At 72.6% G+C, this 20,264-nt stretch carries 15 protein-coding genes; 5 read left to right on the top strand and 10 right to left on the bottom strand.

From position 1 onward, the window contains the following. Window positions 1–130 precede the first annotated feature (130 nt). Complete coding sequence (locus ACZ66S_RS27660; RefSeq protein WP_469904235.1) at window positions 131–1,900, top strand: LTA synthase family protein; 1,770 nt, start codon at window positions 131–133, stop codon at window positions 1,898–1,900. Here ACZ66S_RS27660 and ACZ66S_RS27665 read toward each other — a convergent pair. Next, window positions 1,878–2,597: an alpha/beta fold hydrolase gene (locus ACZ66S_RS27665; RefSeq protein WP_469904236.1), complete on the bottom strand. Its 720-nt coding sequence runs from the start codon at window positions 2,595–2,597 to the stop codon at window positions 1,878–1,880. The two genes, ACZ66S_RS27660 and ACZ66S_RS27665, sit on opposite strands and share 23 nt — an antisense overlap. Window positions 2,598–2,805: 208 nt before the next feature. Here ACZ66S_RS27665 and paaK point away from each other — a divergent pair, with 208 nt between their 5' ends. Next, complete coding sequence (gene paaK, locus ACZ66S_RS27670) at window positions 2,806–4,098, top strand: phenylacetate--CoA ligase PaaK (protein ID WP_469904237.1); 1,293 nt, start codon at window positions 2,806–2,808, stop codon at window positions 4,096–4,098. A gap of 4 nt (window positions 4,099–4,102) precedes the next feature. Here paaK and ACZ66S_RS27675 read toward each other — a convergent pair whose 3' ends face one another. Beyond that, window positions 4,103–5,599 carry an acyl-CoA synthetase gene (locus tag ACZ66S_RS27675; RefSeq protein WP_469904238.1) on the bottom strand — a complete coding sequence of 499 codons (1,497 nt, stop codon included), beginning with the start codon at window positions 5,597–5,599 and terminating at the stop codon, window positions 4,103–4,105. 63 nt (window positions 5,600–5,662) lie between these two features. Here ACZ66S_RS27675 and ACZ66S_RS27680 point away from each other — a divergent pair, with 63 nt between their 5' ends. Beyond that, on the top strand, window positions 5,663–8,059 hold the full coding sequence (locus tag ACZ66S_RS27680; RefSeq protein ID WP_469904239.1) for a penicillin acylase family protein: 2,397 nt from the start codon (window positions 5,663–5,665) through the stop codon (window positions 8,057–8,059). Between the two features lie 12 nt (window positions 8,060–8,071). Here ACZ66S_RS27680 and ACZ66S_RS27685 read toward each other — a convergent pair whose 3' ends face one another. Together ACZ66S_RS27685 and ACZ66S_RS27690 are read right to left on the bottom strand one after the other, a co-directional pair. Further along, window positions 8,072–9,625, bottom strand: coding sequence for an acyl-CoA synthetase (locus ACZ66S_RS27685; RefSeq protein WP_469904240.1), 1,554 nt, complete (start codon window positions 9,623–9,625; stop codon window positions 8,072–8,074). Continuing rightward, window positions 9,622–10,731 carry a nitronate monooxygenase gene (locus ACZ66S_RS27690; RefSeq protein WP_469904241.1) on the bottom strand — a complete coding sequence of 370 codons (1,110 nt, stop codon included), beginning with the start codon at window positions 10,729–10,731 and terminating at the stop codon, window positions 9,622–9,624. The genes ACZ66S_RS27685 and ACZ66S_RS27690 overlap by 4 nt, the downstream gene beginning before the upstream one ends. 46 nt (window positions 10,732–10,777) lie before the next feature. On the opposite strand from ACZ66S_RS27690, the gene ACZ66S_RS27695 reads away from it, so the two are divergent. After that, window positions 10,778–10,903, top strand: coding sequence for a hypothetical protein (locus ACZ66S_RS27695; RefSeq protein ID WP_469904242.1), 126 nt, complete (start codon window positions 10,778–10,780; stop codon window positions 10,901–10,903). Window positions 10,904–10,927: 24 nt separating this feature from the next. Here the strand turns inward: ACZ66S_RS27695 and ACZ66S_RS27700 are convergent, their stop codons facing one another. The 5 genes from ACZ66S_RS27700 to ACZ66S_RS27720 form a co-directional block, all read right to left on the bottom strand. After that, on the bottom strand, window positions 10,928–12,499 hold the full coding sequence (locus tag ACZ66S_RS27700) for a phytoene desaturase family protein (RefSeq protein ID WP_469904243.1): 1,572 nt from the start codon (window positions 12,497–12,499) through the stop codon (window positions 10,928–10,930). A gap of 73 nt (window positions 12,500–12,572) precedes the next feature. Next, on the bottom strand, window positions 12,573–14,813 hold the full coding sequence (locus ACZ66S_RS27705; RefSeq protein WP_469904244.1) for a serine/threonine-protein kinase: 2,241 nt from the start codon (window positions 14,811–14,813) through the stop codon (window positions 12,573–12,575). Between the two features lie 60 nt (window positions 14,814–14,873). Beyond that, window positions 14,874–15,719 (bottom strand): oxygenase MpaB family protein, encoded by an 846-nt coding sequence (locus tag ACZ66S_RS27710; RefSeq protein WP_469904245.1) that lies wholly within the window; start codon window positions 15,717–15,719, stop codon window positions 14,874–14,876. A 9-nt stretch (window positions 15,720–15,728) separates the two neighbouring features. Then, window positions 15,729–16,907, bottom strand: a complete 1,179-nt coding sequence (locus ACZ66S_RS27715) for an acyl-CoA dehydrogenase family protein (protein ID WP_469904246.1) — start codon at window positions 16,905–16,907, stop codon at window positions 15,729–15,731. Between the two features lie 105 nt (window positions 16,908–17,012). Then, window positions 17,013–17,387, bottom strand: coding sequence for a four-helix bundle copper-binding protein (locus tag ACZ66S_RS27720; RefSeq protein ID WP_469904247.1), 375 nt, complete (start codon window positions 17,385–17,387; stop codon window positions 17,013–17,015). Between the two features lie 107 nt (window positions 17,388–17,494). On the opposite strand from ACZ66S_RS27720, the gene ACZ66S_RS27725 reads away from it, so the two are divergent. Next, entirely contained in the window at window positions 17,495–17,872 is a 378-nt protein-coding gene (locus ACZ66S_RS27725; protein ID WP_469904248.1) for a DUF6479 family protein, read from the top strand. Window positions 17,873–17,959: 87 nt separating this feature from the next. Here the strand turns inward: ACZ66S_RS27725 and ACZ66S_RS27730 are convergent, their stop codons facing one another. Beyond that, window positions 17,960–19,699: a glycoside hydrolase family 15 protein gene (locus ACZ66S_RS27730; RefSeq protein ID WP_469904249.1), complete on the bottom strand. Its 1,740-nt coding sequence runs from the start codon at window positions 19,697–19,699 to the stop codon at window positions 17,960–17,962. Window positions 19,700–20,264 lie beyond the last annotated feature (565 nt).

Genomic DNA, 20,264 nt, shown 5'->3' on the forward strand with positions numbered 1-20,264 from the left:
CCCCGAGCAATTGAACCGAACGTGACGTGCGACCGTACTGGTGGTGGCAGGCTCGGTCGACGGGCCCTGTTCGTCATGCCGTCGCCGCACCACTGCACGTCACAGCACGACCGCACGGAAGGACCACCGGGTGTCGCTCTTCACTCGTTCAAGCCCGCCGCAGGACACCACTGAGCACGACAGTGATGCGGACGGGGCGGGTGCGACGGGGGAAGAGGGGACGGAGGAGGCCGGGGAGCGCGACAGCCCGGTGCGCCCCGGCTGGTTCGGCTGGCGCCGCCGCTACCCCCGTACGGCCCGCGGGGTGTCCGTGGGGACGAGCGTGCTGGCGGGTCTGCTGGTGCTGCTGGTGCTGCTCTTCCCCAACCGGCTCGACCACATGAACCTGCGGTCGTTCCTGCGTCTGCCCGTCGAGGCGATCGTCATCGCGGCCGTCCTGCTCGTGCTGCCGCCGCGGGTGCGCCGGATCGCGGCGGTCGTCCTCGGGCTGTTCCTCGGCCTGTTCACCGTCCTGAAGTTCCTCGACATGGGTTTCTACCAGACGCTGGCCCGGCCCTTCGACCTGGTCTTCGACTGGATCATGCTGGGCAACGCGACGGACTGGCTCAGGGAGTCCTTCGGCCGCACCGGCGAGATCCTGGCGGTGACCGGGGTGATCGTCCTGTTCCTCGCCCTGCTCGCGCTGAGCACCTGGGCGGTGGTGCGGCTGTCGAACGTGATGTCCCGGCACCGCCCCAAGGCCGTCGGCACCGTCCTCGTCCTCGGCACGGCGTGGGTCACCTGCTTCACGGTGGGCGTGCAGTTCGGCGGGGTCTCGTTCGCCACCAAGGGCAACACCGAGTTCCTCGCCAACCGCGTCCAGCACGTGCGCAACGGACTGGGCGACGCCAAGGTCTTCGAGAAGCAGTCCGCCGTCGACGCCTTCGCCGCCACCCCTCCCGACCAGCTCCTGACCGGACTGCGCGGCAAGGACGTCCTGTTCACGTTCATCGAGAGCTACGGGCGGGTGGCGATCGACGACCCGGCGATGGCACCGGAGATGGACGCGACGCTCAAGAAGGGCGACGCGACGCTGAAGGCGGCTGGGTTCGCCTCGCGCAGCGGCTGGCTGCGGTCCCCGGTGACGGGCGCCGGAAGCTGGATGGCCCACTCGACGTTCCTGTCCGGACTGTGGGTCAAGAACCAGCAGCGCTACCTGAACCTCACCTCCAGCGACCGCGCGACGCTCACCAGCTACTTCCAGAAGACGGGTGACTGGCGGACGGTCGGCATCGTGCCGGGTGTGCGCAAGTCGTGGCCCGAGGGCAAGTACTTCGGCCTCGACCACATCTACGACTCGACGCACCTCGGCTACAAGGGCCCGTACTTCAGTTGGACGCCCGTGCCGGACCAGTTCAGCCTGGAGGCCTTCCAGAAGCTGGAGCACGGCAAGAAGAACCGCGACCCGATCATGGCGGAGATCATCCTGGCCTCCAGCCACAACCCCTGGTCGCCGATCGCCCGCACGATCGACTGGGACGACCTCGGTGACGGCTCGGTCTTCGAGCAGATCAAGAAGGAGGGCACGAACCCGACGGAGGTCTGGAAGAGCCAGGACCGGGTGCGCACCGAGTACCGCAAGGCCATCCAGTACTCCGTGGACAGCCTGACCCAGTGGATGCAGCGCTACGGCGACGAGAACACCGTCCTGGTCTTCCTCGGCGACCACCAGCCCGTGCCCACGGTCACCAAGGGCTCCACCAGCAGGGACGTGCCGGTCACGATCGTCGCGAAGGACCCGAAAGTCCTCGACCGGGTCGACGACTGGAACTGGACGGACGGTCTCAAGCCCGCCGACGACGCGCCCGAGTGGGGCATGGACAAGTTCCGCGACCGCTTCATGACGGCGTTCGCCAAGTGAGGTCCGGCGACTCGTCCAGGAAGGGCTCGACCACCGACAGGAAATCCTCCGGCCTGGCCTCGTGCACCAGATGACCACCACCGACGGTGACCAGCCGCGCGTCGGGAATCGCCGCGGCCACCAGGGCGACCTGCTCCTGCGGGACGGTACTGGTGGCGCCGCCCCCGATGACCAGCGTGGGCATGGTGATCCGCTCCATGTGCTCCCACCACATGGGGTTCGGGGCGTTGCGCTGGGCGTCGGTGGCCAGCAGCATGGCCCAGTCGAAGGGCGGGTCGGTGTCCGGGGCGGGGGCGGGCGGCCGGGGCGGGTCGAGGGGCATCGGCGCGGGGACGTCCTCCAGGACCAGCCGTCGTACGGCACTGGGCGTGTGCTGGGCGAGGAGGTAGGCGACGGTCCCGCCGAGCGAGTGGCCCACGACGTCGGCGCGCCCGACACCGAGCGCGGCCAGGAGGCCGAGCGTGTCGTCGCGCATCGCCTCGTACGCGTACTCCCCCGGCCGGTCGCTGCCGCCGTGGCCTCGCAGGTCGGGTGCGTAGACGCGTCGCGGACGGGCTCCCCCGGCCAGTCGCCCGGCGATCCCGGTCCAGTCCGCCCCGTCCGCGCCGCGGCAGTGCAGCAGGAGCACGGGAGGCGCGTCCTCGGGTCCCCAGGACCGGTACGCGAGGGTGATGCCGTTGGCCTTGACGGTGTCCATGGCGGCGAAGGTATCCGCAGGCGGGGAGCACCGCCCGGCCGCTCTGCCGAGGGCAGAACGCCGGCTCCGGAGCGGCTCCCGCCGGGCACGCTCCGCCTGCGAACCGCACCGGCCCCTTGCCTCGGGGCGTCTCGCCTGGATTACTGATCCCCAGCACCTCGACCGAATGATCGGTCGCCCGTAATGATGTGGTTGGAGGGACGTTCCGATGGCGGATGCGGAGCTGCTGGACTCGGGGGAACGGCTGGACGCCGGGGCGTTGCGGGCGTTGCAGCTCGAGCGGTTGCGGGCGTCGCTGCGGCACGCGTACGAGCACGTGCCCTTCTACCGGGAGTCCTTCGACAAGGCGGGGGTCCGGCCGGACGACTGCCGGTCCCTGGAGGACCTGGCGAGGTTCCCGTTCACCACCAAGGCCGACCTGCGCGAGAACTATCCGTACGGGATGTTCGCCGTGCCCCGGGACCATGTGCGCCGCATCCATGCCTCCAGCGGCACCACCGGGCGCCCCACGGTCGTGGGCTACACCGAGAACGACCTCTCCCTGTGGGCCGACATGGTGGCGCGTTCCCTGCGCGCGGCCGGCGCCCGGCCCGGGGACGTCGTCCATGTGGCCTACGGATACGGGCTGTTCACGGGCGGACTCGGCGCGCACTACGGCGCGGAGCGGCTCGGCTGTACGGTCGTCCCCGCGTCCGGCGGCATGACGGCACGCCAGGTGCGGCTCATCCAGGACCTGGAACCCGCGATCATCATGGTGACCCCGTCGTACATGCTCACGCTGCTCGACGAGTTCGAGCGGCAGGGCGTCGACCCGCGGAGCACCTCGCTGCGGGTGGGTGTCTTCGGGGCCGAGCCCTGGACCGAGGAGATGCGCCGGGAGATCGAGGAGCGGTTCGCGATCGACGCCGTGGACATCTACGGGCTGTCGGAGGTGATCGGCCCGGGCGTGGCGCAGGAGTGCGTGGAGACCAAGGACGGGCTCCATGTGTGGGAGGACCACTTCTACCCCGAGGTCGTCGACCCGATCACCGGGGAGGTCCTGCCCGACGGCGAGCGGGGCGAGCTGGTGTTCACCTCGCTCACCAAGGAGGCCATGCCCGTCATCCGCTACCGGACCCGGGACCTGACCCGGCTGCTGCCGGGCACGGCGCGGGTGTTCCGGCGGATGGAGAAGGTCACCGGCCGCAGCGACGACATGGTGATCCTGCGCGGGGTGAACCTCTTCCCCACCCAGGTCGAGGAGATCGTCCTGCGCACCCCGGGCGTCGCGCCCCACTTCCAGCTCCGGCTCACCCGCGAGGGCCGCCTCGACGCCCTGACGGTGCGGGCCGAGGCCCGGCCGGACGCCACCCCCGAGACCAGGGACGCGGCCGCCCGCTCCATCGCGGCGGCCGTGAAGGACGGCATCGGGGTGTCGGTCGGCGTCGAGATCGTCGAACCGGAGTCCCTGGAGCGGTCCGTGGGCAAGATCCGCCGGATCGTCGACCTGCGCTCCCGCTAGCCCGTCACGACGAGAACCGGTCCCGCAGCTCCCGCTTGAGGATCTTCCCGCTGGCGTTTCGGGGCAGCTCGTCCACGAACAGGACCCGCTTGGGCGCCTTGAAGTGGGCGAGCTTCTCCCGTACGTGGTCGAGGAGTTCGGCCTCGGTGACCTCGCCGCGCGGGACGACGACCGCGGTGACGGCCTCGATCCACCGCTCGTCGGGCAGCGCGATGACGGCGACCTCGGCGACGCCCTCGTGGGTGTACAGGGCGTCCTCGACCTGGCGTGAGGCGACCAGGACGCCACCGGAGTTGATGACGTCCTTCACCCGGTCGACGATCGTGAAGTAGCCGTGCGCGTCCCGCACCGCGAGGTCACCGGAGTGGAACCAGCCGTCCCGGAAGGCCGCTTCGGTCTCCTCGGGCTTGTCCCAGTAGCCCTCGCACAACTGCGGTGACCGGTAGACGATCTCGCCGGGCGTGCCGTCCGGCACGTCCTTGCCGTCCTCGTCCACGACCCGCGCGTCCACGAACAGGACGGTCCGGCCGCAGGAGTCCATCCGTCCCTTGTGCTCGTCGGGCGCGAGGACGGTGGCCAGCGGGCCGATCTCGCTCTGTCCGAAGCAGTTGTAGAAGGCGAGCTTCGGCAGCCGTTCGCGCAGTCGCTCCAGGACCGGCACGGGCATGATCGAGGCGCCGTAGTACGCCTTGCGCAGCCCGCTGAGGTCGCGGGTGGCGAAGTCGGGGCGGTTGGCCAGTGCGATCCACACGGTGGGCGGCGCGAACAGGCTGTCCGCACGGCCCTGTTCGACCAGGTCGAAGAGGCGGTCCCCGTCGGGTGCGTCGAGGATGACGTTCGTCGCGCCGACCGCGAGATAGGGCAGCAGGAAGACGTGCATCTGCGCGGAGTGGTACAGCGGCAGCGAGTGCACCGGGCGGTCGCCCGCGCTCAGGTCGCAGGCGGTGATCGCGCTCAGGTACTCGTGCACCAGGGCGCGGTGGGTCATCATCGCGCCCTTCGGCAGGGCCGTCGTCCCCGAGGTGTACAGCAGTTGGACCAGGTCCTCGCTGCGCGCCTCGGGGCCGTCGTACGGCGGCACGGCCTCCAGCCGGGCCAGCAGGGAGTTCTCGGAGTCGCGCAGCGGCAGCGTGCGGACGCCCTCGGGGAGGCGCCCCGCGAGTGCGGGGTCGGCGAGGACGAGGGTGCTGCCGGACTGGCCGACGAGGTACGCGAGGTCGTCGCCGGTGAGGTTCTGGTTGACCGGCACATGGACCAGCCCCGCGCGGGCGCAGGCGAGGAAGGCGATCAGGTACGCGTCCGAGTTGTGGCCGTAGGCGCCGACCCGGTCGCCCCGGTCGAGGCCCTGGTCGAGGAGCAGGCGCGCCGCGCGGGAGACGGCGTCGTCGAGGTCCTCGTACGTCCAGGAGCGCTCGCCGTACTCGACCGCGACGCGTGCCGGGGTGCGCCGGGCGCTGCGCCGCAGCACCCCGTCAACCGTACTGCCGTGTCCAGGCGTCATACGGGACAACCTACCGGTTGGTACGCTCAACCGCTCCTTCCCTCACTGACGTTGGGAGGCACGATGCGCACCCGCCCCAGACGCGCCGTCGTCGCGGCCGTGGTCCTGTTCGCCGCCGTCGGCACGCTGCCGTCCGCAGCCGCGCAGGACCGGCAGAAACAGGAACATCCCTCGCACGGCGGTCTGTCCGCCACCATCCGCTACACCGAGTACGGCATCCCGCACATCCTCGCGCGGAACTACACGGACCTCGGCTTCGGCACCGGGTGGGCGCAGGCCGCCGACCAGGTGTGCACCCTCGCCGACGGGTTCGTGACCGTGCGCGGCGAGCGTTCGCGCTACTTCGGGGCCGACTCGGCTTCCGACGCCGCGCTCTCCTCGGCCACGAAGAACCTCTCCAGCGACCTGTACTTCCGCGGCGTGCGGGAGGCGGGGACGGTGGAGAGGCTGCTGGCCACGCCCGCGCCGCGAGGTCCGAGCCGTGACGTGAAGAACCTGATGAAGGGCTTCGCGGCGGGCTACAACGCCTGGCTGAAGAAGAACCGGATCACCGACCCGGCGTGCCGGGGCGCCGACTGGGTCCGTCCCGTGTCGGTCCGGGACGTGGCCGCGCGCAACTACGCGCTCGCCGTCCTGGGCGGTCAGGGCCGGGCCGTGGACGGCATCACCGCCGCGACGCCGCCCGCGGCCGGCGTCGCGGCGGCCGGCGCGCCCGACGCCCGGGACACCGCTCGCGCGGCCCGGGACCTGTTCGCCGCCGACTCGGCCGACATGGGCTCCAACGCCGTCGCGTTCAGCGGGGCCACGACGGCGAACGGCCGCGGGCTCCTCCTCGGCAACCCGCACTACCCCTGGCAGGGCGGCCGCCGCTTCTGGCAGTCGCAGCAGACCATCCCCGGCGAACTGAACATCGCGGGCGGCTCGCTGCTCGGCTCGGCGACGATCTCCATCGGCCACAACGCCCAGGTGGCCTGGAGCCACACGGTGGCCACCGGCGTCACCCTCAACCTGCACCAGCTCACCCTGGACCCGGCCGACCCGACCACGTACCTCGTCGACGGCAGGCCGCAGCGGATGACCCGGCGCGAGGTGACCGTCGCCGTCCAGGGCGGCGCACCGGTGACCAGGACCCAGTGGTGGACGCGGTACGGCCCCGTCGTCACCTCGCTCGGGGCCGCGCTGCCGCTGCCCTGGACGACCACGACGGCGTACGCCCTGAACGACCCCAACGCCGGCAACCTGCGTGCCTCCGACACCGCGCTGGGCTTCAGCAGGGCCCGCGGCACGGGCGATGTGCTGAACGCGCTGAAGCGCACCCAGGGGCTGCCGTGGGTCAACACCGTCGCGGCCGACTCGCGGGGCCACACGCTGTTCACCCAGTCCCAGGTGCTCCCCCGGATCACCGACGAACTGGCGCAGCGCTGCTCCACCCCCCTGGGCAAGGTCACCTACCCGGCCTCGGGAGTCGCGATCCTCGACGGCTCGCGCGGCGACTGCGCTCCGGGCAGTGATCCGGACGCCGTCCAGCCGGGGATCTTCGGGCCCGCGAGGATGCCGGTCCTGAAGGACGCGCCGTACGCGGAGAACTCCAACGACAGCGCCTGGCTGGCCAACGCCGAGCGGCCGCTGACGGGTTACGAGCGGGTCTTCGGCACCGTGGGCACCCAGCGCTCGATGCGCACGCGGGGTGCCGTCCAGGACGTGGCCGCGATGGCCGCGCGGGGGAAGCTGACCGTACGGGACCTCCAGGCGCAGCAGTTCGCCAACCGGGTGCCCGCCGGTGACCTGGTGGCGGCCGACGCGGCGAAGGCGTGCGCGGCCCTGCCCGGCGGCACGGCGACGGGCAGCGACGGCAAGGCGGTCGACGTCCGCGAGGCCTGTGGGGTGCTCGCGGCCTGGGACCGCACCGCGGACACCGGCAGCCGGGGCGCGCTGTTCTTCGACCGGCTCTGGCGGCGGCTGCCGACGGCCCAGTTGTGGAAGGTGCCGTTCTCCGCGGCCGACCCGGTGGGCACACCGAACACGCTCGACACCGGTGCGCCCGCCTTCACGGCGGCCCTCGCGGACACCGTCACCGAACTGCGGGCGGCGGGCATCGCGCTGGACTCCCGGCTCGGCGAGCACCAGTTCGTCGTACGCAACGGACAGCGCATCGCCGTGCCGGGGGGCACCGAGTCGCTCGGGGTGTGGAACAAGGTCGAGCCGGTGTGGAACCCGGCTGGCGGCGGATACACGGAGGTGACGACCGGGTCCAGTTACATCCAGGCGGTGGGCTGGGACGGCGGCCGCTGCCCGGTGGCCCGGACCCTGCTGACGTACTCCCAGTCCTCGGACCCGAACTCGCCGCACTTCAGCGACCAGACCCGGCTGTTCTCGGCGGAGCGGTGGGTGGCGTCCCGGTTCTGCGAGAAGGACATCCTGACCTCGCCCGCGCTGCGGATCGTGCGGGTGCGTTCCTGAAGCCGGGCGGGCTCACACCGGCCGTGAGCGCCCCTCCCAGTACGGGTCCCGCAGGCGTCGCTTGTACAGCTTGCCGTTGGGATCGCGGGGCATCTCGGTGATGAAGTCGACGCTCTTCGGGCGTTTGTAGCCCGCGAGCCGTTCGGCGCAGTGGGCGAGGACGTCGGCGGCCAGGTCCGGCCCGGGTGTGTGGCCCGGGGCCGGTTCCACCACGGCCTTGACCTCCTCGCCCCAGTCGTCGTGCGGGATGCCGAAGGCGGCGGCGTCGGCGACGGCCGGGTGCTGGAGCAGCACGGACTCGATCTCGGCGGGGTAGATGTTCACCCCGCCCGAGATGATCATGTCGATCTTGCGGTCGCGGAGGAAGAGGTAGCCGTCCTCGTCGAGGTAGCCGAGGTCGCCGACGGTGAAGAAGTCGCCGATGCGGTTCTTCCGCGTCTTGGCCTCGTCCTTGTGGTAGGTGAAGCCGCCGGTGTTCATCTTCAGGTACACGGTGCCGAGTTCGCCGGGCGGCAGCCGGTTGCCGTCGTCGTCGAAGACCGCCAGCTCGCTGATCGGCCACGCCTTCCCGACCGTGCCCGGCTTCTTCAGCCAGTCCTCGGCGGTGGCGAAGGCTCCGCCGCCCTCGCTGGCCGCGTAGTACTCCTCCACGCAGGGCCCCCACCAGTCGAGCATCGCCCGCTTCACATGGTCGGGGCAGGGGGCGGCGCCGTGGATGGCGTGCCGCATCGACGAGACGTCGTAGCGGGCCCTCACGTCCTCGGGCAGCGCCAGCAGACGGTGGAACTGGGTCGGGACCATGTGGGTGTGGGTGCACCTGTGCGCGTCGATCAGCCGCAGCATCTCCTCCGGCGTCCACCTGTCCATCAGGACCAGCGGGTGGCCGATGTGCAGGGCCGCGGCCGCGAACTGCAGGACGGCGGTGTGGTAGAGCGGCGAGCAGACGAGGTGGACGTTGTCGTCGAAGGGCCGGATGCCGAAGATGCCGAGGAAGCCGCCCAGGTACGCCTCCTCCGGCAGCTTTCCGGGCAGGGGCCGGCGGATGCCGCGCGGGCGGCCCGTCGTACCGGAGGTGTAGTTCATGACCCAGCCGAGCTCACGGTCCGCGGGCGGCGACTCCGGTTGCCCGGCGAGGAGTTCGGGGTACGGCCGGAAGCCCTCGACCTCGCCGACGGCGTACCGGTGGCTCGCCGGGAGGCCCGCCTCGTCGGCCGCCCGCCGGACGGCCTCCCCGAACCTCTCGTGCGCGACCAGCACCTTGGCGCCGGAGTCGGCGACGATCCAGGCGATCTCCGGGGCGACGAAGTGGTGGTTGATCGGGACCAGGTAGAACCCGGCCTGGCCGGCGGCGAGGTGCGCGGTGAAGAACTCCGCGCCGTTCGGCAGGACGACCGCGAAGGCGTCCCCGCGCTCCAGTCCGGCCGCGCGCAGGCCGTGCACGAGCCGGTTGGCGGCCCCGTGCAGGCGACCGGCGGTCCACGGCTCGCCGTCGGGGGCGATGAGGACCGTGCGCGAGGGGTCCTGCGCGGCCTGGGTCCAGAAGCCCGCGGGAGGTGTGCTCGTCACTGGCCGCTCCTTCCGGCGATGCGGTTGACGCGGTCGACGGCTTCCTCGAAGCCGTGGGTGAGGTCGTCGAAGACGGCCTGGACGCTGCGTTCGCTGGTCATCCGGCCGACGATCTGGCCGACGGGTGTGCCGAGGAGGGGTTCCACCTCGTACTTCTGGATGCGGGAGACGGCGTCGGCGACCAGCAGCCCCTGGAGGGGCATGGGCAGGGTGCCGGGCCCGTCGGCGGAGTCCCAGGCGTCGGTCCACTCGGTACGGAGCTGGCGCGCGGGTTTCCCGGTCAGCGCGCGGGAGCGGACGGTGTCCCCGGAGCCGGCCGCGAGCAGCTTCGCGATCAGCTTGGGTGACGGGAGCTCGGCCTCCGTGGTGGTCAGCCACAGGGAGCCCAGCCACACCCCCTGGGCGCCGAGTGCCAGTGCGGCCGCCACCTGCCGGCCGCTGCCGATGCCGCCCGCCGACAGCACGGGCAGCGGGTGCACGGCGTCGACGACCTCGGGCGTGAGGACCATGGAGGCGATGTCCCCGGTGTGGCCACCGGCCTCGTAGCCCTGCGCGACCACGATGTCGATGCCGGCCTCCTTGTGCTTGACGGCGTGCCGGGCGCTGCCCGCGAGGGCGGCGACCAGGACGTCGCGTTCGTGCGCCCGGGCCACCACGTCGGCGGGCGGGGAGCCCAGGGCGTTGGCCAGCAGCCGGATCGGGTAGTCGAAGGCGACGTCGAGCTGGTTGCGGGCGACCTGCTCCATCCAGCCCGTGATGCGCCACCCGGACGCCTCGCCCTCGGCGAGTTCGGGCACCCCGTACCGGGCGAGGGTGTCCTTGACGAACTGCCGGTGCCCCTCGGGGATCATCGCCTCGACGTCCGCCTCGGTGACCCCTTCGACCTTCCTGGCGGGCATGACGACGTCCAGGCCGTAGGGCTTGCCGTCGACGTGGGCCTCGATCCAGTCGAGGTCGCGTTTGAGTTCGTCGGGGGCCGTGTAGCGGACCGCGCCGAGCACTCCGAAGCCACCGGCCCGGCTGATGGCCGCGGCGACGGCGGGGAACGGCGTGAAGCCGAAGACGGCGTGCTCGACTCCCAGTGTCTTGCTCAGCTCCGTCTGCATGGCCGCAGGATGCCGCAGACCCCCGGATGACGGAAGAGCTTTTCTGATGCTCCGTCAGATTCAGGTCCGCTCGGACCCGGTACGGACCCGGCCCGTCCGGCGGCTCAGCCGGGACCGGGTCTCGTACGTCACCGGCGTGGTGCTCCGTGTCGACGGCGGCAGCCGGGTCTGAGGGCGGGCGCGGACCGGCTCCGCGTCAGGCGCCGAGTTCCTCCAGGACGGCCATCGCCGCGTTGTGCCCCGGCACCCCGCTCACCCCGCCGCCGCGCACCGCGCCCGCCCCGCACAGCAGCACGTTGGCGTGCCGGGTCTCCACGCCCCAGCGGCCGGTGCCCTCCGCGGCGTACGGCCAGGACAGGTCGCGGTGGAAGATGTTGCCGCCGGGCAGCCGCAGGTCCCGCTCCAGGTCGAGCGGGGTCTTCGCCTCGATGCAGGGCCGGCCGTCCGCGTCCGTGGCCAGGCAGTCGGCCAGCGGCTCGGCGAGGTGGGCGTCGAGCTGGGCGAGGGTCGACTTGAGGAGCTCCTCGCGCACGCCGTCGTTGTCCCGGTCGAAGAGCCGGGCCGGGGTGTGCAGTCCGAACAGGGTGAGGGTCTGGTAGCCCCGCTCGACGAGGTCCGGGCCGAGGATCGTCGGGTCGGTGAGGGAGTGGCAGTAGATCTCCGAGGGCGGCGCGGCGGGGAGCCGGCCCGCGGCGGCCTGGGCGTGGGCGGTGGCCAGCTCCTGGTAGCCCTCGGCGATGTGGAAGGTGCCGGAGAACGCCTCGCGCGGGTCGACCTCGCCGTCCCGGAGCCGCGGCAACCGCTTGAGCAGCATGTTGACCTTGAGCTGGGCGCCCTCGGCGGGGGCCGGCGGGCGGTCGCCGGTGAGCTCGGCGAGGGCCTGCGGGGAGGCGTTGACCAGGACGTGCCGGGCCTCGACGGTGCCCTCCGTCCCGTCGGCCCGGTACGTGACCTGCGCCCAGGTGCCGTCCGTGGAGATCCCCACGGCCTCGTGTCCGGTGGCGAGGACCGCGCCGGCCTGGCGTGCCGCGCCGGCCAGGGCGTCGGTGAGGGCACCCATGCCGCCGACGGGTACGTCCCAGGCACCGGTCCCGCCGCCGATCACGTGGTAGAGGAAGCAGCGGTTCTGCTTGAGGGAGGGGTCGTGGGCGTCGGTGAAGGTGCCGATGAGCGCGTCGGTCAGGACCACGCCCCGGACCAGGTCGTCGGCGAAGCGGTCCTCCACCGCCACTCCGATCGGCTCCTCGAACAGGACCCGCCACGCCTCCTCGTCGTCCACCCGCAGCCGCAGTTCGTCCCGGGTGGGCAGCGGTTCGGTGAGGGTGGGGAAGACCTTCTGCGCGACGCGGCCCGTCATGTCGTAGAACCGCTGCCAGGCCCGGTACTCGTGTTCGCCGCCGGTGAGCCGGGCGAAGGCCTCCCGGGTACGGCGCTCACCCCCGCCGACGAGCAGCCCGGTCGCCCTGCCGTCGCGTTCGACGGGGGTGTACGACGAGACGTTGCGGGTCCGGACCCGGAAGTCCAGACCGAGCTCGCGGACGATCTTCCTGGGCAGCAGGCTGACCAGGTACGAGTAGCGCGACAGCCGGGCGTCCACCCCGGCGAACGGCCGCGTGGACACCGCGGCTCCCCCGGTGTTCCCGAGCCGCTCGAGAACCAGGACGGACCGTCCGGCCCGGGCCAGGTAGGCGGCGGCGACCAGTCCGTTGTGGCCCCCGCCGACGATGACGGCGTCGTAGCGGCGGTGGTGTCCCTCGTGTGCAGGCATGGTTCTTCGTAACACGTGATGATCTAGGTCGGCCAGAGGTGGGCGGCAGTCGACCCAAGGCCCCGCCCCCGGGTCACTGCGGTCCGGAGGCCCGCTGCTGCCGCAGTACCGCGACCCTGCGGTACAGCGCGACCGCCTCCGCGCCCCGGCCGAGCTGCTCCAGGCAGTGGGCCTCGTCGTTGCGGCTGGCCAGGGTGTCGGGGTGGTCGGCGCCGAGGACGCGTTCGCGGGAGCCGGCCACCGTGCGGTACTCGGTGAGGGCGTCCGTCCAGCGGCCGAGCCAGCCGAGCCCCACGGCCACCTCGCGGCGGCTGACCAGGGTGTCCGGGTGGTCGGGGCCGAGGACGCGCGCGCGGATCGCGCACACGTCCCGGGACTCGGCGAGGGCTTCCTCCCAGTGGCCGAGGCGGCCGAGGTTGACGCCGAGGCCGTGGCGGGCGCGCAGGGTCTCGGGGTGGGCGGGGCCGTGGACGCGGGTGCGGTCCTCGATCAGCTCGCGGTAGAGACGGAGCGCGTCCGTGCTGCGGCCCAGGCGGCCGAGGCTGATGCCGACCTCGTAGCGGGCGGCGAGGGTGTCGGGGTGGTCGGGGCCGAGGGCCTGGGCGCGGGCCTCGGCGACCTCGTGGTAGGTGTGCAGGGCTTCCGCCCAGCGGCCCAACTGGCCGAGCGCGTAGGCGACCTCGTAGCGGGTGACGAGGGTGTCGGGGTGGTGGGGGCCCAGCACCCGGGCGCGGGCGGCGGCCACCTCGCAGGCCATGCGGTACGAGTCCTCCAGGCGGCCGAGCCGGGAGAGGTTGAAGGCGAGGTTGTGGCGGCAGCGCAGGGTGTCGGGGTGGTCCGGGCCCATCTCGCGCTCGCGGGCGGCGAGGACCGCGTTGTAGACCTGGTGGGCGTCGAAGTGCCGGCCCAACTGGCCGAGGACGTACGCCATCTCCTGGCGGGCCGCGAGGGTGTCGGGGTGGTCGGCGCCCAGGGTGCGGGTCCTGGTCGCGGCCACGTGCTTGTACTCGCGCAGGGCGTCGGCGGCCCGGCCGGTGCGGCTGAGGGTGAAGGCGACCTCGTAGCGGCTGGCGAGGGTGTCGGGATGGTCGGGGCCCAGCAGGTGCTCGCGTTCGGCGGCGACCGCGCGGTGCACCTCGCCGGCCTCGGCCCAGCGGCCCAGGCGCCCGAGGCTGAGCCCCGCGTTGTGCCGGCCGGCGAGGGCCGTGAGGGCCTGCGCGGAGGGCACGGGCGGCCCCTCGGGCACCGGTTCCTCGACGCGGCCGGTGGCGGGGCGGGCGATCCACTCGCCGGTGAGGGCCGCCCCGGCGTCCGGGGGCGTGGTGACGAGTCCTGCGCCGGTGGCCTTGTGGCCGGTGGTCATGCCACGGGTCCAGGACGGCAGCCGGGTCTCGCGGGCCCGCTCCGGCTGCGGCGGCCGGAGGTCGGGCCGCGGGGTCACCACGGTGGGCACGTACGCCGGTGCGGAGCGGCCCAGGGTGATGCGGCGGCCCAGCTCGCGGGCGTCGGGCGGGCGGTGTCCGGGCTCCTTGGCCAGCAGGTCGAGGATGACCCGGTCGAGGTACTCGGGGAGTTCGGCGCGGTGGCTGCGCGGCGGCCGCGGCGGGGTGTCGCGGTGCCCGACGAGGATCGCCCAGGCGTCCTCCAGGTCGAACGGCGGTGCCCCGGTGGCGATCTCGTACAGCACGCACCCGAGGGAGTACAGGTCGCTGCGCTGGTCGACCTCGGAACCCCCTATCTGCTCCGGGGACATGTAGTGCGGGGTGCCCATCGCGATGCCGGTGCCGGTCAGCCGGGAGGTGAAGTCGACGTCGTGGCCGAGCCGGGCGATGCCGAAGTCGCAGATCTTCACGGTGCCGTCGGTGAGGCGGACGATGTTCGCGGGCTTCAGGTCCCGGTGCACGATGCCCTGCTGGTGGGTGTAGGCGAGGGCGGCGGCGACCTGGTCGGCGATGTCGATGACGTCGGACACGGGCAGGGGGTGCTGTTTGTTGTCCTCCAGGAGCTGGCTGAGGTTGCGCCCCTCCAGCAGCTCCATCACCAGGTAGAGGACCCCGTCGGACTCGCCGAAGTCGTGCACGACGGTCACCCCGCGGTGGCTGAGCGCGGCGGCCACCCGGGCCTCCCGGCGGAACCGCTCCCGCAGGACCCGGGTGAAGGTCTGGTCGTGCTGCCCGCCCAGCGGCTTGAGGCACTTCACGGCGACATGGCGCCCCAGCGACTCGTCACGGGCCCGCCACACCTCGCCCATGCCGCCGCGCCCGATCAGGTCGAGCAGTCGGTACCGCCCCTGGATGAGCCTGCTGTCCCCCATCTTCTGCGACCGCCCCCGTCGAACTCGCCCCGCTTCCCCTGGCCTGTCCAGTATGGCGAGCTATCGTCCGAGTTTGTACGGGGCGGGACGGGCGCCCGGGCCGAGCCGCGCCATGGCCCGCAGGATGTGTTTGGGCGGGAGTTGCCAGCGCAGACGTGCGGGAACGCAGCGCAGCAGGGTGCCGGTGGCGCGCAACCGGCGGGTGACGGTGCCGGGTTCGGGGGCTTTCCTGCCGTAGAGCTCGTGGGCGTACGGCGGCAGGGCGGCGTACGCCAACTGCGCCACGCGCCGCCAGAGCACCTCACGCGCCGGGACGAGGAGGGGGTGCGTCGGCGGGCGGAGCAGGAAGTCGTCCACCGCGCGGGCCTCCGGCGTAGCGGCGAGTTCGGGCAGCACCTTCTCGAAGTAGGCGGCCAGCTCCGCCTGGTTCGCCGGTACGGCATCAGGGTCCAGGCCCACCAGGCGGGCGCTGACCCGGTGTTCGGCCAGGTAACGGTCGGCCTGCTGGTCGGTGAGGCGGAAGCCGGAGCGGCGGGCGACCTGGAGGTAGGAGTCGATCTCGGCGCAGTGCACCCACAGCAGGAGTTCGGCTTCGTCGACGCCGTAGCGTTCGCCGGTGTCGGGGTCGGTCGCGCCGAGCATGGCGTGGATCTTCCGGACGCGCGCGCCGGCCTTCTCTGCGGCCTCGGCGGTGCCGTAGGTCGTGGTGCCCACGAAGCTCGCGGTGCGCATCAGCCGGCCCCAGGCGTCGCGCCGGAAGTCGGAGTTCTGCATGACGCCGCGCACCGCGCGCGGGTGCAGGGCCTGGAGGTAGAGCGCGCGGATGCCGGCGACCCACATCATCGGGTCGCCGTGCATCTGCCAGGTCACGGACGATGGACCGAACAACCCCGGATCACCCGTCATGCCGGAAGGCTAACGCCGTACCCGCGGCATACCCAGGCCGATCCACGAGATGATCTCCCGCTGGATCTCGTTGTTCCCGCCGCCGAAGGTGAAGATGACCGCGGAGCGGTAGCCGCGTTCCAGTTCGCCGTGCAGGACGTCGCCCACCGAGCCCTCCTTCAGCGCGCCGGCCGCCGCGACGACCTCCATGAGCCACGCGTAGGCGTCCCGGCGGGCCTCGGAGCCGTAGACCTTGACCGCGGAGGCGTCCTGCGGGGTGAGGGTGCCGTCCTGGACGGCGTTCACCATGCGCCAGTTGAGGAGTTTGAGGGCGTCGAGCCGGGTGTGGGTCCGGGCGAGGCGGCCGCGCACCCACGGCAGGTCGATCACCCGGCGGCCGTCGGCCAGCTTGGTCTCCACGGCCCAGCGCTGGACGTCGCGCAGGGCGCGGATGGCCATGGTGCCGTGGGCGGCGAGGGTGACGCGCTCGTGGTTGAGCTGGTTGGTGATCAGCCGCCAGCCCTGGTTCTCCTCGCCGACCCGGTGCGAGAGGGGGACGCGGACGTTCTCGTAGTAACTGGCCGTGGTGTCGTGCGAGGCGAGGGTGTTGATGACGGTGCAGGAGTAGCCGGGGTCGGTGGTCGGCATCAGGAGCATGGTGATGCCCTTGTGGGGCGGGGCGTCGGGATCGGTGCGCACGGCGAGCCACACCCAGTCGGCGGTGTCGCCGTTGGTGGTCCAGATCTTGTGGCCGTTGACGACGTACTCGTCGCCGTCCCGTACGGCACGCGTCTTCAGGGAGGCGAGGTCGGTACCGGCGCCGGGCTCGCTGTAGCCGATCGCGAAGTCGATCTCACCGGAGAGGATGCGCGGCAGGAACCAGGACTTCTGCTCCTCGGTGCCGTACTGCATGATCGTCGGCCCGACGGTGTTCAGGGCCATCAGAGGCAGCGGTACGCCGGCCTGCGCGGCCTCGTCGAAGAAGATGAACTGTTCCATCGCGGTCAGGCCGCGGCCGCCGTACTCCTTGGGCCAGCCGACGCCGAGCCAGCCGTCGGTGCCGAGGCGGCGGATGGTGTCACGGTAGAAGCGTTTCTGAGCGTCGCGGTCGGTGAACCGGGCGTGCGCGTTGTCGGGGACCAGGTCGGCGAAATAGGTACGCAGTTCGGTGCGCAACCGCTGCTGCTCGGGCGTGTGGTCGAGATGCACGGCGCCTCCAGGCTCCCAGGCAGGTCCTGACGGCGCACACGGTAGAACGTGTTCCAGTAATTGGGAACGGCCGGGAGGAGGTCTCTCCCGCGCGGGCGGGCTCCCTCAGATCAGGGTCGCCATGAAGTCCGTGCACGCCTGGGCGCACTCGCGGCACGCCTTGGCCGCGTCCTGGGCACCGGCGTGCTGGTCCATGACCTGCGCGCACTCCAGACAGACCGACCTGCACCATTCCAGTTGGACCCGGATGCCGGCCTCGTCGAGGTGGTTCTCCTCGGACAGCACCCGGCAGGTCGCGTCGCACACCTCGGCGCACATGATGCCCTTGCGCCGCAGCAGTTCCTGTTCCTCGGTCCCGTCCGGGTCGACCAGGCTCGCGCGCAGCGCACAGGCACGCGCGCACTCGGTGCACGCCTGGGCACACGCGAAGCGGTCCTCCAGGAACCGGAAGAGCTCCTGTTGAGAAGTCGAAGTCGTCACGGAGGGCGGGTAGCCGGGGGCGGGGCCGCCAAACCCGGAGTTCCCGGGGGTTTGCGGGACTGCGGGGCAGGTCGGTTCGCTCGCAGGTCCCGGGGTACTCGCGTGACATGAACGAAGCCCTGAACAGCGAATGGATGGACCTGGCCGCGGGCCGGGGCGGCCTCGCGGCCGGAGTGATCGCGGCGGGTGTGGTGGTCGTGGCGGTGCTGATCGGTGCCTTCTTCCTGGGCTCCCGCGTCAGGCGCCGCGAGTCCCGTCCGCCGACTCCCGAGGAACAGCCGAGGCTGCCCGAGGGCGGGCCGGTCCGCGAGGTGAGGGAGCACCGGGAGCCCGACGAGGTGCCCCGGAGCGACACCCGGCTGACCCCGCACGAACTGCCCAACCACGGCAACAGCCCGAGCCGGACGGCCTCGGGCGGCGAGCGTCCCCGCTGGGACGAGGGCAGCAGTGGTTCGTTCGGCAGCGGCGGCCCGGGAGGCGGCTGAGGTCCACGGCGTGCCGCGGACCTCGTCGCACAAGCCTTGCCACAACCGACGACAACAGCTCAGCAACCGCTGGAGGCGGGCGTCCGGTCACTCACCGAGCCGGGCGGCCGCCTCCAGCAGCAGTGCGTGGACGAACGCCTGCGGGAGGTTGCCGCGGAGCTGACGCTGGGCGATGTCGAACTCCTCGGCGTACAGCCCCGAGGCCCCGCAGGCGCCCCGGTTGCGTTCGAACCAGCGGTACGCCTCGACCGTCCGGCCCTGCTGGTGTTCGGCCAGCGCCATGACGAACCCGCACAGCAGGAAGGCGCCCTCGGCCTCCTCCAGGGGGCGGTCGTCGTGGCGGAAGCGGTACAGGAAGTGGTCGTCGGCCAGTTCCCGGCGGCACGCGGCGAGGGTGGCCCGGGTGCGCGGATCGTCGGCGGGCAGCGCCCCGCGTACGCCGGGCAGCAGCAGGGCGGCGTCCACGGACGGGTCGTCGGGGGTGCGCTGCCAGTGTCCGTCGGGGTGCAGGCAGCTCCGCTCGGCGGCGTGCAGCAGGGTGTCGGCCAGGCGGGTGCAGGTGTCGGCGAGCGGGTGGCGGGGCGCCGCCGCCGCTACGGCCCGTAGGCCCGCGACGCAGATGAGCCGGCTGTGGGTCCAGTGCCGGTCGTTCAGTTCCCAGATCCCGGCGTCGGGCTCGCGCCACCGTTCGGAGACGGCCCGCACGGCGATCTCCACGGCCTTCCAGTGGCCCTCGTCCAGGCGACCGTGCCGTTCGGCGGCCGCGAGCAGCAGGAGCGCCTCGCCGAAGCAGTCGAGCTGGAACTGCTGGTGCACCTGGTTGCCGATGCGGTCGAAGCCGCCGGGGTAACCGGGCAGGTCGAGGTCGCGCTGAGCGGGCACCGGGTCGCCGTGCACGGTGTAGGCCGGCACCAGGCGCGAGCCGTCGGCGTGCAGGCGCGCGGTGACGAAACCGACGGCGGAGTCGAGCAGGTCGTGGGCACCGACCGCGGCGGCGGCCTGTCCGGCGTAGCTCTGGTCGCGGATCCACACGTACCGGTAGTCGTAGTTCCGGCCCTCTTCCGCGCGCTCGGGCAGGCTTGTCGTGGCCGCGGCGACCATGCCCCCGCCTCGTGTGGTGAGACCGCGCAGGACGGCGTACGCCCGGCGTGCGTCCCGGGGGGCGACGGTGTTGTCGAGCGCGGGGACCGTCTCGTGCCAGGCGGCCTCGGTGGCGGTCCAGGTCCGCGCCGGCTCCGGTGGCTCGGCCGGCAGCGGCGAGACCGCGCATTCCAGGACCAGGTCGTGCCGCTCGCCGGGCTTCAGCTCGATCTCCACGGTGAGTCCGCGCTCCCCCGCGACGGCCCGCGGTGCCCCCTGCCAGCGCAGTCGGTACCGGCCGGTGCGCAGCTCCCACACCCCGTCGTCGGTACGGCGCACCGAGCCCGGGTCGACCGGTGTCGCGCCGTATCCGGCGTGCGGGTCGAGAACGACGGAGACCCGGGCGGGACCGTCCACCGCGCGCAACTGCCGCAGCAGGACGAGCCGGTCGGGGTCGCCGGGGAACGCCAGCGCCTCGCGGCACTCGACGATCCCGTCGTCGGTGACCCAGCGGCTGCGCCAGATGAGCGTGCCCTCTTCGTAGTAGCCGCCGAACACGTACCGTCCGGCGGGAGTGACGGCGTACGCGCCCCGTCCGCCGACCAGACCGGCGAAGATCGCCTCGTCGTGCCAGGTGGGCGCGCACAGCCACCCGATGGCCCCGTCGGGCCCGATGAGCGCCCCGCGCTCACCGTCGGCCAGCAGCGCGTAGTCGTGCAGGGCGTGGGGCGGGAAGGGGTTGCTCATGGTCAGCGGGTACCCACGACCCGACGAGCCCAACGACGGGCGGGGCGGCACCCGGCTGCCGGCATGTGGAGGGGACGGCCCCCCCCGCCGACGGAGCCGCCCCCTTTTCGCTGCCGTGACCCGGGCACCGGCCCGGCACCCGAGACACCGAGCCTCGCCCCCGCTTTGCACGCAGGTCCGCGAGGCCTCGCCCCCGCCCGGCACCCCCAACCGGCCGGCCTCACTCACGCCCGACATCCGGAACCACCGGGCCGCACCCTCACCCGTCACGCGAATCGTCGGGCCCCCGGCGCGCAAAAAGTCAGGCTGCACCGCCGCCCAGCGCCCACAACCGCCAGGCCCCACCCCACCGGCCCCGAGAACCGCCGTGCCTCACCCCCACCCGGGCACCCGTCGGGCCTCGCCCCGTCCCGCACCCGAAACCGCCAGGCTTCACCACACCGGCATCCGCCAGCCAGGCCCCGTCCCCGCCACGCAGAACCACCAGACCCCACCCCACCGGCTCCGGGAACCGCCGTGCCTCACCCCCATCCGAGCACCCGTCGGCCCTCGCTCCCGTCCGGCA

This window comes from Streptomyces sp. NPDC107471 (assembly GCF_055582845.1).

Coding starts and splice junctions, on each gene's coding strand:
- ACZ66S_RS27665 (WP_469904236.1), bottom strand. CDS start 2,597: ATGGACACCGTCAAGGCCAACGGCATCACCCTCGCGTACCGGTCCTGG.
- paaK (WP_469904237.1), top strand. CDS start 2,806: ATGGCGGATGCGGAGCTGCTGGACTCGGGGGAACGGCTGGACGCCGGG.
- ACZ66S_RS27675 (WP_469904238.1), bottom strand. CDS start 5,599: ATGACGCCTGGACACGGCAGTACGGTTGACGGGGTGCTGCGGCGCAGC.
- ACZ66S_RS27680 (WP_469904239.1), top strand. CDS start 5,663: ATGCGCACCCGCCCCAGACGCGCCGTCGTCGCGGCCGTGGTCCTGTTC.
- ACZ66S_RS27690 (WP_469904241.1), bottom strand. CDS start 10,731: ATGCAGACGGAGCTGAGCAAGACACTGGGAGTCGAGCACGCCGTCTTC.
- ACZ66S_RS27695 (WP_469904242.1), top strand. CDS start 10,778: ATGCTCCGTCAGATTCAGGTCCGCTCGGACCCGGTACGGACCCGGCCC.
- ACZ66S_RS27700 (WP_469904243.1), bottom strand. CDS start 12,499: ATGCCTGCACACGAGGGACACCACCGCCGCTACGACGCCGTCATCGTC.
- ACZ66S_RS27705 (WP_469904244.1), bottom strand. CDS start 14,813: ATGGGGGACAGCAGGCTCATCCAGGGGCGGTACCGACTGCTCGACCTG.
- ACZ66S_RS27710 (WP_469904245.1), bottom strand. CDS start 15,719: ATGACGGGTGATCCGGGGTTGTTCGGTCCATCGTCCGTGACCTGGCAG.
- ACZ66S_RS27725 (WP_469904248.1), top strand. CDS start 17,495: ATGAACGAAGCCCTGAACAGCGAATGGATGGACCTGGCCGCGGGCCGG.
- ACZ66S_RS27730 (WP_469904249.1), bottom strand. CDS start 19,699: ATGAGCAACCCCTTCCCGCCCCACGCCCTGCACGACTACGCGCTGCTG.